Source organism: Cellulomonas wangleii (assembly GCF_018388445.1).
Classification (GTDB): domain Bacteria; phylum Actinomycetota; class Actinomycetes; order Actinomycetales; family Cellulomonadaceae; genus Cellulomonas; species Cellulomonas wangleii.
The window spans coordinates 1,220,076-1,236,383 of sequence record NZ_CP074405.1 but is presented as its reverse complement, the minus strand read 5'-3'; the positions used below and the strand labels follow the sequence as shown (position 1 = coordinate 1,236,383).

General features: G+C 70.4%; 6 protein-coding genes and 3 rRNA genes. 3 read left to right on the top strand and 6 right to left on the bottom strand.

The genetic code is table 11. The features are described from left to right. Positions 1 to 8: 8 nt before the first annotated feature. The gene (locus KG103_RS05730; protein ID WP_249670816.1) at positions 9 to 878 is read left to right on the top strand and encodes a LacI family DNA-binding transcriptional regulator; all 870 of its coding nucleotides are present in this window, start codon (positions 9 to 11) and stop codon (positions 876 to 878) included. A 54-nt stretch (positions 879 to 932) separates the two neighbouring features. Next, positions 933 to 3,137, top strand: coding sequence for a 1,4-alpha-glucan branching protein GlgB (gene glgB, locus KG103_RS05725; protein WP_207340879.1), 2,205 nt, complete (start codon positions 933 to 935; stop codon positions 3,135 to 3,137). 399 nt (positions 3,138 to 3,536) lie between these two features. On the opposite strand, the gene rrf is transcribed toward glgB, so the two are convergent. The 6 genes from rrf to KG103_RS05695 all read right to left on the bottom strand — a co-directional run bounded on the left by rrf (position 3,537) and on the right by KG103_RS05695 (position 13,755). Then, positions 3,537 to 3,653: ribosomal RNA gene (gene rrf, locus KG103_RS05720) — 5S ribosomal RNA — on the bottom strand. A 77-nt stretch (positions 3,654 to 3,730) separates the two neighbouring features. After that, positions 3,731 to 6,843: ribosomal RNA gene (locus KG103_RS05715) — 23S ribosomal RNA — on the bottom strand. Positions 6,844 to 7,258: 415 nt separating this feature from the next. Continuing rightward, positions 7,259 to 8,778 (bottom strand): 16S ribosomal RNA (locus KG103_RS05710). Together the 16S, 23S and 5S rRNA genes form the textbook arrangement of a ribosomal RNA operon. 799 nt (positions 8,779 to 9,577) lie before the next feature. Continuing rightward, positions 9,578 to 10,513, bottom strand: coding sequence for a tetratricopeptide repeat protein (locus tag KG103_RS05705; protein WP_207341722.1), 936 nt, complete (start codon positions 10,511 to 10,513; stop codon positions 9,578 to 9,580). Positions 10,514 to 10,654: 141 nt separating this feature from the next. Next, positions 10,655 to 11,716 carry a hypothetical protein gene (locus KG103_RS05700; RefSeq protein ID WP_242635911.1) on the bottom strand — a complete coding sequence of 354 codons (1,062 nt, stop codon included), beginning with the start codon at positions 11,714 to 11,716 and terminating at the stop codon, positions 10,655 to 10,657. Beyond that, positions 11,713 to 13,755 (bottom strand): hypothetical protein, encoded by a 2,043-nt coding sequence (locus KG103_RS05695; protein ID WP_207341694.1) that lies wholly within the window; start codon positions 13,753 to 13,755, stop codon positions 11,713 to 11,715. The genes KG103_RS05700 and KG103_RS05695 overlap by 4 nt, the downstream gene beginning before the upstream one ends. A 344-nt stretch (positions 13,756 to 14,099) precedes the next feature. Between KG103_RS05695 and KG103_RS05690 the strand changes: the two genes are divergently transcribed. Beyond that, positions 14,100 to 16,301 (top strand): coiled-coil domain-containing protein, encoded by a 2,202-nt coding sequence (locus tag KG103_RS05690; RefSeq protein ID WP_207341693.1) that lies wholly within the window; start codon positions 14,100 to 14,102, stop codon positions 16,299 to 16,301. The last annotated feature ends 7 nt before the right edge of the window (positions 16,302 to 16,308 follow it).

The following is a 16,308-nucleotide window of genomic DNA, read 5'->3' as shown; positions in this document are numbered from 1 at the left end:
TGAGCGCCGTGGGCGCAGACGCGGTCGGGTTGGTGCTCGCGCGTCCTGCGCGGATGCTGGGGTTCGAGCCGTTCTTCATGGAGCTGATCGGCGGCATCGAGGAGACGCTGTCCTCGGACGACCGCTCGCTGCTGCTCCACGTCGTGCCGGACCACGGCGCGGAGATCGCCGCCTACCGGCGCTGGGGCCGGGGTGGCCTGGTCGACGCGGTCGTGCTCGTCAACCTCGTCGTCGACGACCCGCGCCTGGCGGTGCTCGGCGAGCTCGGGATCCCGACGGTGGTCGTCGGCGGCCCGGAACGGTCGCTGCCCGGGGTCGCGCACGTGTGGATCGACAACGGCCAGGCCATGCGTGACGCGGTCGGCTACCTCGTCGACCTGGGGCACCGCACGATCGGGCGGGTGTCCGGACCGGCGGCTCTCGCGCACACGCGCTCGCGCACGCACGCCTTCCTCGACGAGTGCGTCCAACGCGGCGCCAGGGGCGTGGTCGTCGAGGCCGACTACGGGCAGGAGTCCGGCACCCGGGCCACCCGCGCGCTGCTCGGCCGCAACGACCCGCCGTCGGCGGTCGTGTACGACAACGACGTCATGGCGGTCGCCGGGCTGGGCGTCGCGAACGAGCTGGGGCTCGGGGTGCCGTCCGACGTCTCCCTGCTCGCCTGGGACGACTCGGCGCTGTGCCGGTTGTCGCACCCACCGCTGTCGGCGATGAGCCTCGACGTGCACGCCATGGGCGTCCAGGTGGGCGACGCCGTGCTGAACCTCCTGGCGTCGGGCCGTGCGACCACGTCGACCGCCCCCCTGCCGCGCCTCGTCGCCCGCGGCAGCACGGCACGGCGGCCGCGTGCCGTGCGCGACGATCCGGCGCAGGCGTGACGACGCGCCCACTCACCACCTGCGGCAACGCGCCCGGGGTGATTGGGTAGGGACATGACTGCGGCTGCCACGTCCCCCGTGCCCGTCGACCACGACACCCTGCGCGCCGTGGCGGCGGGCTCCTTCTACGATCCCCACGCGGTCCTGGGTCCGCACGTCGGCGACGGCACCGTCACGGTCCGTACGCTGCGTCCCCTCGCGGACCGCGTCGTGGTGGTCACGGCGGACTCCCGCGTCGAGGCGCAGCACGAGCTGGACGGCATCTGGTACGCCCTGCTGCCCGGGACCACCGTGCCCGACTACCGCCTCGAGGTCACCTACGCGGACTGGACGGCGGTCGTCGACGACCCGTACCGGTTCCTGCCCACCGTGCAGGAGCTCGACCGCTACCTGGTGCGCGAGGGCCGTCACGAGCAGCTCTGGCAGGTCCTGGGTGCCAACGTCCGCACCTACGACGGGCAGCTCGGTCCGGTCCGTGGCACGTCCTTCGCCGTGTGGGCACCGAACGCCCGCGCGGTGCGCGTCGTCGGCGACTTCAACCACTGGCAGGGCGCGACCCACGCCATGCGCTCGCTCGGTGACAGCGGCATCTGGGAGCTGTACGCGCCGGGTGTCGACGCCGGCGCCCGGTACAAGTTCGAGATCCTCGGGGCGGACGGGTCGTGGCGCCAGAAGGCGGACCCGATGGCGAAGGGCACCGAGGTGCCGCCCGCCACCGCCTCCGTCGTCGTCGAGACGACCTACACGTGGTACGACGACACGTGGATGACCGCCCGGGCGCAGCGCGACCCGCACGCGGGGCCGATGAGCGTCTACGAGGTCCACCTCGGGTCGTGGCGCCAGGGGCTGTCGTACCGCGACCTGGCCCACCAGCTCACCGAGTACGTGCTGGAGCTGGGCTTCACCCACGTCGAGCTGCTGCCCGTGGCGGAGCACCCGTTCGGCGGCTCGTGGGGCTACCAGGTGTCGTCGTACTACGCCCCGACCTCGCGGTTCGGCCACCCGGACGACTTCCGGTACCTCGTGGACTGCCTGCACCGCGCCGGCATCGGCGTCATCGTCGACTGGGTGCCCGCGCACTTCCCGAAGGACGAGTGGTCGCTCGCCCACTTCGACGGCACGGCGCTCTACGAGCACCCGGACCCGCTGCTCGGTGAGCACCCGGACTGGGGCACGTACGTCTTCAACTTCGGGCGCCCCGAGGTGCGCAACTTCCTCGTCGCGAACGCGACCTACTGGCTCGAGGAGTTCCACGTCGACGGGCTGCGTGTCGACGCCGTCGCGTCGATGCTCTACCTCGACTACTCACGCCAGGCGGGCCAGTGGCGCCCCAACGCGTACGGCGGCCGGGAGAACCTCGAGGCGATCTCGTTCCTGCAGGAGACCAACGCGACGGCGTACCGGCGCACCCCTGGCATCATGATGATCGCCGAGGAGTCGACCGCCTGGCCGGGCGTCACGGCGCCGACGTCCGCGCACGGCCTGGGCTTCGGCCTGAAGTGGAACATGGGCTGGATGAACGACACCCTGCGCTACCTGCGCGAGGAGCCGATCAACCGCCGGTACCACCACCACGAGATCACGTTCTCGATGGTCTACGCCTACTCCGAGCACTTCGTGCTGCCCATCAGCCACGACGAGGTCGTCCACGGCAAGGGCTCGCTCTACGGGCGCATGCCGGGAGACCACTGGCAGAAGCTCGCCGGCGTCCGGGCGCTGCTCGCCTACCAGTGGACCCATCCCGGCAAGCAGCTCTTGTTCATGGGCCAGGAGTTCGCCCAGCAGGGCGAGTGGGCGGAGTCCCGCTCGCTCGACTGGCACAGCCTCGACGACGACGCCCACCGGGGGGTGCAGCGCAGCCTGCGGGACCTCAACGAGGTCTACCGCCGCACTCCCGCGCTGTGGCAGCTCGACCACACCCCCGACGGCTTCGCGTGGCTCGCGTCCGACGAGGCGGACCTCAACCTGCTGGCGTACGTGCGGTACGGGGTGGACACGCCCCCGGCCGTCGTCGTCGTGAACTTCGCGGGCGTCCCGCACGAGGGCTGGCGTGTCCCGCTGCCCACCGGCGGCACGTGGCGCGAGGCGTTCAACTCGGACGCCGAGGTCTACGGCGGGTCCGGTGTCGGCAACCTGGGCGCGATCGCTGCGGAGCCGGTCGAGCACTACGGCCGCCCGTGGTCGGCCTCGATCCGGGTCCCTCCGCTCGGGGCGGTCGTCTTCGTCCTGGACGAGGACGGCGAGCCCACGCCCGCCTGAGCCTCTGGCCCCGCACGGCGCCAGGAGCGCCGCACGGACGTGCCTGTGCCCCTGCCGATGCTCTGTCGGCAGGGGCACAGACGTCTCCGGGGCACGGCACGGGCCACCCCGGCTGTGCCGGCGGGTGTGGTCAGGGCCCTGGCGGTTCGGTCACCGGACCGCCCGCACGCCATGTCACCGGACCGCCCGCACGCCACAAGGGGTCGAGCGGGCCGCACGGACGCCCTGCGAGGGGCGCCGGGCCTCGTCCGGGCCGCCGTGCCCGGTGGGCCGAGCCGTCGCAGCAGCCGCCGACGGTCGGCTACCGAGGTGCAACGAGGCAGTCCGGGGCGCTCGTCGACTTCTACGGGAACGACGAAAGGCCCACCCCTCGCGGGGTGGGCCTTTCGTTGAATGATTGTCCGGCGGCGTCCTACTCTCCCACACCCTGGCGGGTGCAGTACCATCGGCGCTGAAGGGCTTAGCTTCCGGGTTCGGAATGGGACCGGGCGTTTCCCCTTCGCTATGACCGCCGTAACCCTGTCGAGATGTCAACGGGAATGAACCGTTGGTTTCTCGGGAACCGCACAGTGGACGCGTAGCAATGAATGAAGTTAGTCAAGTTGTCGGCTTATTAGTACCGGTCAGCTGCGGCAGTCGTTAGTCCTGCCTTCCACATCCGGCCTATCTACCCAGTGGTCTAGCTGGGAGCCTCTCACCCCGTAGGGCATGGAAACCTCATCTTGAAGCAGGCTTCCCGCTTAGATGCTTTCAGCGGTTATCCCTTCCGAACGTAGCCAACCAGCCGTGCTCCTGGCGGAACAACTGGCACACCAGAGGTTCGTCCGTCCCGGTCCTCTCGTACTAGGGACAGCCCTTCTCAAGTTTCCTGCGCGCGCAGCGGATAGGGACCGAACTGTCTCACGACGTTCTAAACCCAGCTCGCGTACCGCTTTAATGGGCGAACAGCCCAACCCTTGGGACCTACTCCAGCCCCAGGATGCGACGAGCCGACATCGAGGTGCCAAACCATGCCGTCGATATGGACTCTTGGGCAAGATCAGCCTGTTATCCCCGGGGTACCTTTTATCCGTTGAGCGACGGCGCTTCCACAAGCCACCGCCGGATCACTAGTTCCGACTTTCGTCCCTGCTCGACCTGTCAGTCTCACAGTCAAGCTCCCTTGTGCACTTGCACTCGCCACCTGATTGCCAACCAGGCTGAGGGAACCTTTGAGCGCCTCCGTTACATTTTAGGAGGCAACCGCCCCAGTTAAACTACCCACCAGGCACTGTCCCTGATCCGGATCACGGACCGAGGTTAGATATCCAGAGCGACCAGAGTGGTATTTCAACGTTGACTCCACCGACACTGGCGTGCCGGCTTCACAGTCTCCCACCTATCCTACACAAGCCGCACCGAACACCAATACCAAGCTATAGTAAAGGTCCCGGGGTCTTTCCGTCCTGCTGCGCGTAACGAGCATCTTTACTCGTAGTGCAATTTCGCCGAGTTCGCGGTTGAGACAGCGGAGAAGTCGTTACGCCATTCGTGCAGGTCGGAACTTACCCGACAAGGAATTTCGCTACCTTAGGATGGTTATAGTTACCACCGCCGTTTACTGGGGCTTAAATTCTGAGCTTCGCACTTGCGTGCTGACCCGTCCTCTTAACCTTCCAGCACCGGGCAGGCGTCAGTCCGTATACATCGTCTTGCGACTTCGCACGGACCTGTGTTTTTAGTAAACAGTCGCTTCTCCCTGGTCTCTGCGGCCCTCCACGCTTCCCCGGGCATGCCGGTTCACGCTTGAGGCCCCCCTTCTCCCGAAGTTACGGGGGCATTTTGCCGAGTTCCTTAACCACGATTCTCTCGATCGCCTTGGTATTCTCTACCTGACCACCTGAGTCGGTTTGGGGTACGGGCGGCTAGAACCTCGCGTCGAGGCTTTTCTTGGCAGCATAGGATCACCCATTTCCCGCATACGCGGTACCCGTCGGCTCTCAGGCTTCACGAGGTGCGGATTTGCCTACACCTCACCCTACGACCTTGGACGTGGACTACCATCGCCACGCTGGGCTACCTTCCTGCGTCACCCCTGTTAATACGCTTACCTACTACCGGTTCGGGTCCCGTGCTCCCCTGCCCCGGTGTCCCGAAGGACGATGAGGCAGGCTCGGACGGTTAGCATCACCGGGCTCGGTATGGGCGGTTCTTCGCCGGTACGGGAATATCAACCCGTTGTCCATCGACTACGCCTGTCGGCCTCGCCTTAGGTCCCGACTTACCCAGGGCGGATTAGCCTGGCCCTGGAACCCTTGGTCATTCGGCGGACGGGTTTCTCACCCGTCTTTCGCTACTCATGCCTGCATTCTCACTCGTGCCGCCGGCTCCACCGCTGGGTCACCCCGCGGCTTCACTGCCGGCACGACGCTCCCCTACCCATCCACACGACTGAACCACGAAGGCTTGTCTCATGTGTGAATGCCACAGCTTCGGCGGTGTGCTTGAGCCCCGCTACATTGTCGGCGCGGAATCACTTGACCAGTGAGCTATTACGCACTCTTTCAAGGGTGGCTGCTTCTAAGCCAACCTCCTGGTTGTCTGTGCAACTCCACATCCTTTCCCACTTAGCACACGCTTTGGGGCCTTAGCTGGTGGTCTGGGCTGTTTCCCTCTCGACTACGGAGCTTATCCCCCGCAGTCTCACTGCCACGCTCTGGCTTACCGGCATTCGGAGTTTGGCTAACGTCAGTAACCTTGTGGGGCCCATCGGCTATCCAGTAGCTCTACCTCCGGCAAGAAACGCGTGACGCTGCACCTAAATGCATTTCGGGGAGAACCAGCTATCACGAAGTTTGATTGGCCTTTCACCCCTAACCACAGGTCATCCCCCAGGTTTTCAACCCTGGTGGGTTCGGGCCTCCACGCGGTCTTACCCGCGCTTCACCCTGCCCATGGCTAGATCACTTCGCTTCGGGTCTAGAGCACGCGACTACGGTCGCCCTATTCGGACTCGCTTTCGCTACGGCTTCCCCACACGGGTTAACCTCGCCACGTACCACTAACTCGCAGGCTCATTCTTCAAAAGGCACGCCGTCACCCCTGCTAGGGAGGCTCCGACGGATTGTATGCACACGGTTTCAGGTACTATTTCACTCCCCTCCCGGGGTACTTTTCACCTTTCCCTCACGGTACTTGTCCGCTATCGGTCACCAGGTAGTATTTAGGCTTACACAGTGGTCTGTGCAGATTCACTCCGGGTTTCTCGGGCCCGGAGCTACTTGGGATCCCCTTCGGGAGGCCACGCCATTTCGTCTACGGGGGTAACACCCTCTGTGCCGGGCCTTTCAAGACCCTTCGACTATAACGCGGCTTTCTGACTCCCTGCCCAGGCGGCAGCCCGGACTGAAAGGTCCCACAACCCCGAACGCGCAACGCCTGCCGGCTATCACACGCGCTCGGTTTGGCCTGATCCGCTTTCGCTCGCCACTACTCACGGAATATCTCTTCCTGCCGGTACTGAGATGTTTCACTTCCCGGCGTTCCCTCCACACACCCTATATATTCAGGTGCGGGTCACACGACATGACTCGTGCGGGGTTTCCCCATTCGGACATCCTCGGATCACGGTTCGTTTGCCAACTCCCCGAGGCTTATCGCAGGCTACTACGTCCTTCTTCGGCTCCTGGTGCCAAGGCATCCACCCTGTGCACTTATAAACTTGACCACAAAGATCATTCAAAGATGCTCGCGTCCACTGTGCAGTTCTCAAGCAACCACCGGCCACCGCAAGACACCCCGGCGCCTACCGCACCCGACCAGTACCCACCCCCGAAGGGACGAGCACCACCCGAGCCGGCGGTTCGACCGGACCTCACGGTCCCGACCAAGGCAACACCCACCACGTGGCTGTTCCCTCAGGACCCAACAGCGTGCCAAGCCGACCCGCGACGAACCGGTGAGCTCTTCGTTCCCTCCCCACAGACAAGCTGCAGGCGTACTAGAAAGCCACCGACCCAACGAGCCGGCCAGTAGTCGATGTTCCACCCGTGAGCACCACCCCGGCCGCGTTCGGACCGAGCGTGGGCCTGGACACCACCACCACCCCATGACAGGACGACGTGATGCCAGATGCTCCTTAGAAAGGAGGTGATCCAGCCGCACCTTCCGGTACGGCTACCTTGTTACGACTTAGTCCTAATCGCCAGTCCCACCTTCGACGACTCCCCCCAAAAGGTTGGGCCATCGGCTTCGGGTGTTACCGACTTTCATGACTTGACGGGCGGTGTGTACAAGGCCCGGGAACGTATTCACCGCAGCGTTGCTGATCTGCGATTACTAGCGACTCCGACTTCATGGGGTCGAGTTGCAGACCCCAATCCGAACTGAGACCGGCTTTTTGGGATTCGCTCCACCTCGCGGTATCGCAGCCCTTTGTACCGGCCATTGTAGCATGCGTGAAGCCCAAGACATAAGGGGCATGATGATTTGACGTCATCCCCACCTTCCTCCGAGTTGACCCCGGCAGTCTCCCATGAGTCCCCGGCATAACCCGCTGGCAACATGGGACGAGGGTTGCGCTCGTTGCGGGACTTAACCCAACATCTCACGACACGAGCTGACGACAACCATGCACCACCTGTACACCGACCTTGCGGGGCGCACATCTCTGCACGTTTCCGGTGTATGTCAAGCCTTGGTAAGGTTCTTCGCGTTGCATCGAATTAATCCGCATGCTCCGCCGCTTGTGCGGGCCCCCGTCAATTTCTTTGAGTTTTAGCCTTGCGGCCGTACTCCCCAGGCGGGGCACTTAATGCGTTTGCTGCGGCACGGAATCCGTGGAATGGACCCCACACCTAGTGCCCAACGTTTACGGCATGGACTACCAGGGTATCTAATCCTGTTCGCTCCCCATGCTTTCGCTCCTCAGCGTCAGTTGCGGCCCAGTGACCTGCCTTCGCCATCGGTGTTCCTCCTGATATCTGCGCATTCCACCGCTACACCAGGAATTCCAGTCACCCCTACCGCACTCTAGTCTGCCCGTACCCACTGCAAGCCCCAGGTTGAGCCTGAGGTTTTCACAGCAGACGCGACAAACCGCCTACGAGCTCTTTACGCCCAATAATTCCGGACAACGCTTGCGCCCTACGTATTACCGCGGCTGCTGGCACGTAGTTAGCCGGCGCTTCTTCTGCAGGTACCGTCACTTTCGCTTCTTCCCTGCTGAAAGCGGTTTACAACCCGAAGGCCGTCATCCCGCACGCGGCGTCGCTGCATCAGGCTTTCGCCCATTGTGCAATATTCCCCACTGCTGCCTCCCGTAGGAGTCTGGGCCGTGTCTCAGTCCCAGTGTGGCCGGTCGCCCTCTCAGGCCGGCTACCCGTCGTCGCCTTGGTAGGCCATTACCCCACCAACAAGCTGATAGGCCGCGAGCCCATCCCCCACCGATAAATCTTTCCAGACGCTACAGATGCCCGTGCGTCTCGTATCCGGTATTAGACCTCGTTTCCAAGGCTTATCCCAGAGTGAAGGGTAGGTTGCTCACGTGTTACTCACCCGTTCGCCACTGATCCGGTCAGCAAGCTGACCTTCACCGTTCGACTTGCATGTGTTAAGCACGCCGCCAGCGTTCGTCCTGAGCCAGAATCAAACTCTCCGTGAATGTCAAACAGCCACCCACCGACCGAAACCGGCGAGCAACAGACACACAAAGAACCCCCCAAAAGAGGGGCATCAACTGGCATCATCCCTGACCAGACCCACGGGGTGGACCCAGCCAGGCTCGACACCACAAACATGGCATCGACTACTTGGCACACTGTTGAGTTCTCAAGGAACAGACGCGCATCCGCTGGACCCTCTCGGGCCCGTCTGGAGGCAACCGTTCTAACTTAGCCGTTCCGCGGCTCCCGGTCAAGGCGGCCTCTCGGCGTCCCTGGCTCGTTCGCCTGGGTCGTGAGACCCGGCCGGCCGGCCCCGTGCTCCGAGGAGCCGTGGGCCTGGATGACCGTACCCGATCCGCTGACCTGGTCCGACACCCGCCTCTCCGACCCCGGGGGGCTGAGCGGCTGGATGACCGTACCCGATCCTGCGACCCGGTCCGACACCCGCCTCTCCGGCCCCGAGGGGCTGAGCGGCTGGATGACCGTACCCGATCCTGCGACCCGGTCCGACCGCCCCCACGACGCCACGACGCGGCTGGCGCTCAGCGCCGGCCGACGAGGTCGAGGGGGGTGCCGTCCGCGGGGACCGACCACCGGGTCGAGCTCGGTGTCCGTTCCTCCCTGCCGGGCGGCCGGGGGAACATTACGCAGCACCCGGCCGACGCGCAAGTCGCGTGAGCGGGTGTGACCGGGGGCACCGACGATGCTCTCGGCGGACCCTCCCCGGCACGCGACAACGCCGCCGGCCGGGAGGCCGACGGCGTTGCTCACGCGGTGGTGGTGAGAGGTCGATCGCGGTCAGTACAGGGCCGACGCGAGCGCGCGGCGGGCGGCGACGACACGCGGGTCGTCCGTGCCCAGGACCTCGAAGAGGTCGACCAGCCGCACTCGCACCCGCTCCCTGTCCTCGCCGGCGGTGCGACGCACGAGCTCGACGAGCCGGGCGAACGCGTCCTCGACGGCACCGCCGAAGACGTCCAGGTCCGCGACCGCGAGCTGCGCGTCGACGTCGTCGGGCCGGGCGGCGGCCGCCTCGCGCACCGCGCGCACGTCCGCACCCGCGGTGCGCTCCATGAGACCCACCTGCGCCAGGCCCGCGCTCGCCATCGCGTCGCGGGGGTTCTCCCGCAGCGCCTGCTCGTAGGCCGAGCGCGCCGCGGGGAGGTCGTCCCGCTCGATCGCGTCGTACGCCGCCTGGTGCAGCGGCGGGAGGGCCGGCTCCGGCTCGGGCTCCGGGGCGGGAGCGCCTGCGGCGACGCGGCCCGTGATGCCGTTCGCCTCGGCCGCCGCGAGGAGCTGGTCGAGCACCGCCCGCACCTGCTCGCGCGGGTAGGCGCCCTGGAACAGCGGCACCGGCTGCCCGCCCAGCACCGCCACGACGGTCGGCACCGACTGCGCCTGGAAGGCGGCGGCCACCTGAGGGTTGGCCTCAGCGTCGATGCGGGCCAGGAGCCAGCGTCCCGCGTCCTCGTCGGCGAGGGCCGCGAGGTCCGTCGCGACCTGCTGGCTCACCTCGCTCCACGGCGCCCACAGCACCACGACCACCGGGTGCTGGGTCGAGGACTGGACGACGTCGGCGAACGTCGACTGGTCGACGTCCCGGACGTACCCGCCGGCGGTCGGCAGGCCGCCCGGGCTCCCGGGCGGCGGGGTGGCCGGACGTGCCAGGGCCGACAGGTCGACTGCTCCGCGCGCGTCGAGGCGGGGGCCGGGCTGCTGCGACGGCTGCGACATCACGAGCTCCTCGGTGTGGTCGTGCGTGCTCAGGTCGGTGAGGACGTCACCGCGGGTCGGCCCCACGGACGTGGGTGCGGTGCCGTCCGCGCATTGTCCATCGTCGCAGGCCCAGGGCGCAGCGGCGTCCGCCGCGGCGCGTCACTGGGCCGTCGCCGCGGTGACCGACTGCTCCCCCGCCAGCACCTGCACCTGCGCGTCGCTGCCGGCCGGCGGCACGTACATGACCACCACACCCGTGAACGTGCGCGTCAGGCTCGATCCCGCCGTGGTCGCCCCGCCCGCGAGCGCCGAGTAGAACGGCTCGACCGTGATCGTGCCGCCGGGCGCCGCGAGCGTCACGGTCGACGTGGTGGCGATCTCGCTGACGACGATGGCCCCACCGTCGACCGTGCCGACGGTCACGACCGGCTCGGCGGCCGGGGTGTACGTCTGGGTCAGCGTGGCCGCGTCGGCGAGCTGCGAGACGACCTGCGCCCGCTCGGCCTCGATCGCGGAGCGGAAGGCGTCCGGCGCGAACGCGCCCGCGTGCGGCGACGCGTCACCGTTCGCCAGGACGTCGGTGTACTGCGCGACCGCGTCGAGCGGGGTGAGCACCAGGCCCTCCGCGTCCGGCGCGAGCGTGGGGCTGCCCTCCTCGGGCGCCGCGGTCGCGGGCGTCTGCGCCGACGGCATGAGCTTGGCCCAGCCCCACAGCTTGTACTGATCCCGCGGGGACGCCTGGCGCAGCACGAGGACGCGGGGTGCCTGCAGGTCGTCGGGCTGCTCGGTCACGACCAGCTGGGTGCGGGGCCAGGTGTCCGTCTCCGACACGACCAGCGCCTGCTCGTCGAACGGCAGCGCCGTCGGCGGCTTCGTCCCGCCGTTGGCCGTGTTGCGCACGTACTCGGCGGTGCGGATGGCCAGGGCGGGGCCCTCGAGACGCGCCGCCAGACCCGCGGGGTCGTTCCCCGCGTCGCCCGCCGCGACCACCTCGGACACGGCGCCGAGCACGCGCTGCGCCTGGGCGACCGACAGGGCAGGCGGTGCGACGGCGGGCACGGGGTCCGGCTGCGCGGTCGGCAGCGGCGTGCCGCAGCCGGTGAGCAGGAGCAGCGGGAGCGCCGCCGCGGCGGCGAGCGCACGCCGCGCACGGCGTGTGGGCCGTGCGGCGCCGACGACGCCCTGGGCGGGCTGCGGGGCGCGGGTGCGGGTCAGGGTCATCGTCCTTCCTCCGTGGTCGGGTCGTCGTCGTCGGCCGGCAGGCCCCACGCGCGTCGCCAGGCGTCTGCGCGCGGGCCGGCGGCGGGTTCGGTCCCCGCCGCGCGCGGTCCGGTCGGGACGGGGGCGTCGCGGAGCCAGGCCGGACGCGGGGGGTCGGCCGGGGCGGGGCCAGCGCTGCGCCCCGGGACGGGGCCAGGGGTCGCGTCGGCGCCCGTCACGGCCCGCGGCCCCTCCGGACCGGCGGCACGGGACGCCTGGGGCCCCGCGGACGGGCCACGGCCCGGCGCGTCCGGACCGGTGGCCCAGCCCGGGCGCGCGGACGTCGGACGCCGCCCGCCGGGGGCGTCGGGCGAGCCCGCCGCTCCGGGCGGGGGCAGCTGCGGGCTCCCCGTCGGACGTGCCGGTGGCAGCTGCGGGCTCGCACCCGCCCGCCCCGGGGGGAGCTGCGGGGTACCGGCCGGACGCGCCGGCGCGGGCTGCGGGGTACCGGCCGTGCGCGGCCCCGGCGGCGGGAGCTGCGGGCTGCCGGCCGGGCGCGTCGAGTGCTCGCCGCCGAGCCAGGCGGGGCGACCGTGCGGGTGCTCCGACGCCGGGCCGGGTGACGCCGCGGCCGGCGTCCCCGTCATCGGCCCGCCGCCTCGGGTGGCTGTCGTCCGCGCGGCGGTGGCGGCCGGGATCCAGCCGGTCGGCGCGTCGTCGCCCGTCGGTACGGCGCCGCCCGTGGGCGCGCCGCCGTCGCGGCGCCCGCCGACGGGCACGGCCGGGCCGCGGGGCGTCCGCGGTTCCGGGGCGTCGGCACCCTCGGGCGCACCCGAGGTGTGCGCGTCCTCCCCCTGCCCGGTCGCGCGGGCCTCGCGGCCGCTCGAGCCCCGGGAGGTGACGGCGCGCAGCGCACGCCGCGTCGCGGGGGCCACCGCGGCGAGCGGCCCTGCGGCCCGGACGGGCTCGCCGGGCAGCGCGGGCTCTGCGGGCACCGCCGGGTCCGTGCTCCGGGCACCGGCTGCTGCCCGGCCGGCGGCCGGGGTGGGTGCCCCACCCGCGCGCGTCGGCGCGGCCGTGCCGGCCGTCCGACCTGTGCCGGGTGCGCCGTCGGAGGCGGACCGCCCACCAGGGGCGGCGCCGGTGGAGGCGGCAGGCGAGGCCGCGACCGGTGTCACCGCGGCGTCGTCGCGTGCCGCCGACGCGTGCACGGGCTCGTCCGCGGGCGAGGCGCCGGACGCACGGGCGGCACCCTGCGCCGCCAGCTCCCGGAGCTGCCGGCGCGTGAGCCCGGCGGGCTCCCCGTCGGGGCCGACCACGGGCATCGGCCCGGTGAGCACGGGGGTCCAGTCCGCGTCGGAGCCTCGCCGCCTGCGACGCAGGTCGCGGGCGAGCAGGGCCGCTGCGGCCAGCACGAGCAGGCTGCCGACGACGACGCACGGCCACAGCCAGGGCGTCGTGACGACCTGGGGCCAGGCGAGCGACAGGGTCACGGGCGAGCCGCCCGGACCGGCGGCCAGCACGCTCCAGCGGCCGGGCTGCGCGGTCCACGTGATCTCGGCGGAGCCGTCGCCCGTCGCCTCCACGACCCACAGGTCGGAGCCGGTCGGGTCGGGCACCGTCACGGCGGCCCCGGCCTCGGCGGGCGCCTCACCCTCGGCAGGCGCCTCACCCTCGGCAGGCGCCTCACCCTCGGCAGGCGCCTCACCCTCGGCGGCCTCCGTGGGCTCGGGAGCCGGTGCGGCCACGTCCTCCGCGGCCAGCCGGTGCCAGCCGGCGAGCCCGGTGACGCGCTCGTGGGCGTCGGTCCCGACCCAGCCCGCCACGTCCGTGTCACGGCCGACGGCGAGGACGACGGGTCCGTCGGCCTCGGCCCGGACCGTCACCTCGTCACCGGCCAGCTCGAGCACGCCGGGGTCGGTCACCACCAGGGGTTCGTCGGCCCGCAGCTCGGCGACGAGCACGTCGTCAGCACGCCATGCGGTCGCAGAGGCCACCCCGAGGGCGATGACCACGACACCCAGGAATCCCACCAGGGCGACGATCAGTCGCTTCAGCACGCACAGTCCTCTCCGGTCGCGAACGGCCCCAGGATAGGCAGACGGGTCACGACGGGCCGAACCCGGACGAGGGGTGACGGCCCGATCGTCACCCGACCTCCACCTCCCGATCACGTCGGGACGACGCGGAGGGAGATTGCGGGGCGAACCCGGACAGACGCGGCACCCTGCCCACGCACAGGCCGCTCACCAGCACCGACGCACTCGCCGGCGGGCGTCGCCGGGCGCGTGGTCCGTCCTTTTCAGGGACCGTGTGCCGCGTATCCTGGCACCGGGGCACCGGCCCACCGAGGAGGACCTCGGCCACCGCCGCCGGCCGGGCCCGTCTTCCAGGAGGATCATTCGTGCCCGAAGCCCGGAACCCGTTTCCCGTCGTCAACTTCCGCGGCTACGACCGCGACGCGGTCGACGAGACCATCGGCGCGCTCGAGAAGGCCCTGGCCGACGCGCGGGCGCAGGTCGAGGCGCTCGACTCCGAGAAGATGAAGGTGGCGGGCGAGCTCTCCGAGGCGCACCGCCAGCTGCGCGAGGCGGAGCGCCCGACGTACGCGGGCCTGGGCTCGCGCATCGAGCAGCTGCTGCGCTCGGCCGAGGAGCAGTCGTCCGACGTCATGACCCAGGCCAACGCCCAGGCTGCGGACTCGCTGGCGCGGGCCAAGCTGGCGGCGGGTCAGCTGCGCGCCCGCGCGGAGAACGAGGTGGCCGAGCTGCTGGCCACCGCCCGGCGCGAGGCCGAGGAGGTCCGCACCACGGCGGCCGCGGAGGCGGAGAGCTCGGTGCTGGCTGCCCACCGCCGCGCGGAGGAGCTCGTCGGGTCGGCCGAGCGGGAGGCGGCGCGGATCCAGAGCGCGGTCGCGACCGAGGAGAGCGAGCGGCGGACGTCCCTCGAGCGCGAGCTCGGGACGCTGCGGGCACGCGTCGAGCACGAGGCGACCCAGCTGCGCGTCGCCACCGAGCGCACCGCGACCGAGCTGCGGACGCGCACGGAGGCGGAGACCACGGCGCTGCGCGAGGAGACCGAGCGGTACGCGCAGGACCTGCGCCAGAGCGCGGACCAGGAGACCACCGAGCTGCGTCAGCGCACCGAGGCCGAGGTCGCGGCGCTGCGCAGCGACGCGGAGCGGTACGTCGCGCGCCTGCGGTCCGAGGTCAACGCGGAGGTCGCCGCGGCGCGGCAGGCCGCGGCGGAGGAGACCACGGCGCTGCGTGCCTCGGCGGCCGAGTACGCCGACGCGACACGCGCTGCCGCGGAGCGCGACGCGGCGGCGCTGCAGCAGCGGGTCGCCACGGAGGTGGCGGCGCTGCGCACCGAGGCGGAGCAGTACGCCGCGTACGTCCGCGCGACCGCCGAGCGCGAGGCCGGCGAGCTGCGCGCCGCGACGCACGACGAGATCGCCCAGGTCCGGGCGGAGGCCGAGGACGCGGTCGCGACGCTGCGCACCGAGTCGGAGCAGTACGCCGCGGAGCTGCGGGCGTCCGCCGAGCGCGAGACGACCGAGCTGCGCGAGCGCACCGGCTACGAGGTCGCCCACCTGCGCGAGACGGCCCAGCGTGAGACCGACGAGCTGCGGTCCACGACCGACCGGGAGACGTCCGAGGCCCGGGCCGCCGCGGACCGCGAGACCACGGAGCTGCGCGAGCGCACGCGGCTCGAGGTCGAGCGTCTGCAGAACGAGGCTCGCCGGGCGGTCGCCGAGGCGATGACCCAGGCCCGCACGCAGGCCGACGAGCTGGTCCGGCGCGCCGAGCAGCAGCTCTCCGACGCCGAGCTCGCCATCGCGGCGCAGCACGAGGCGGCCGAGCGGCACGACGCTGAGCGCCACGAGACCGCGCGCGCCGAGACCGAGCGGCTCGTCGCGGACGCCGAGGCGCACGCCTCCGAGGCGGAGGAGCGCGTGGCCAAGGCCCTCGCGCACGCCGAGAAGGTGCGGGTCGACGCCGAGCAGCAGGCAGCGGAGCTGCTCGCCAACGCGCGGCGCAACGCGGACCGCGTGGTCGCCGAGGCACGGGAGCACGCCGAGAAGCAGATCTCGGACGCGATGACCGAGGCGGAGCGCGAGCGGACCACGGCGACGCGCCAGGTCGAGGACCTGCACCGGCAGCGCGAGTCGATCACGTCCTACCTCGACGAGCTGCGGCACCTGCTCGGCACCAACCCGGACCGGGCCGCGCTGGAGAAGGCGGGCAGGATCGAGGAGAAGTTCGTCAAGGAGCAGTCGGGCGGCACCGCGGCCGCACCCGCGCAGCGCGCCGAGCGGCAGCCGGCCACGGCGGCCCGCCCCGCCGGCACGGAGGCGGCCGACGCCGCCCCCGACGGTGCCGGCGACCGCACCGGGACGACCGGGTCCACCGGCTCGGGCGACGCCGCCGGCCCGCAGACCGAGCCGGCCGGTGACGAGGGCTCCCGCCCGGCGCGTCCGGCCCGGCCCGCGCGCACGTCGAAGGCTCGCCCGGCACCGGTCTCGGCGGCCGTGCCCGTCGTGCCCTCCCCCGCCGTCGAGCAGCAGGCCGACACGGCGACGGACGCGTCGTCCGACGGTCGCTGACCACCCG

What these genes read in the sequence shown, in the direction of transcription:
- KG103_RS05700 (WP_242635911.1), bottom strand. Translation starts at nt 11,716, where the DNA reads ATGACCCTGACCCGCACCCGCGCCCCGCAGCCCGCCCAGGGCGTCGTC.
- glgB (WP_207340879.1), top strand. Translation starts at nt 933, where the DNA reads ATGACTGCGGCTGCCACGTCCCCCGTGCCCGTCGACCACGACACCCTG.
- KG103_RS05705 (WP_207341722.1), bottom strand. Translation starts at nt 10,513, where the DNA reads ATGTCGCAGCCGTCGCAGCAGCCCGGCCCCCGCCTCGACGCGCGCGGA.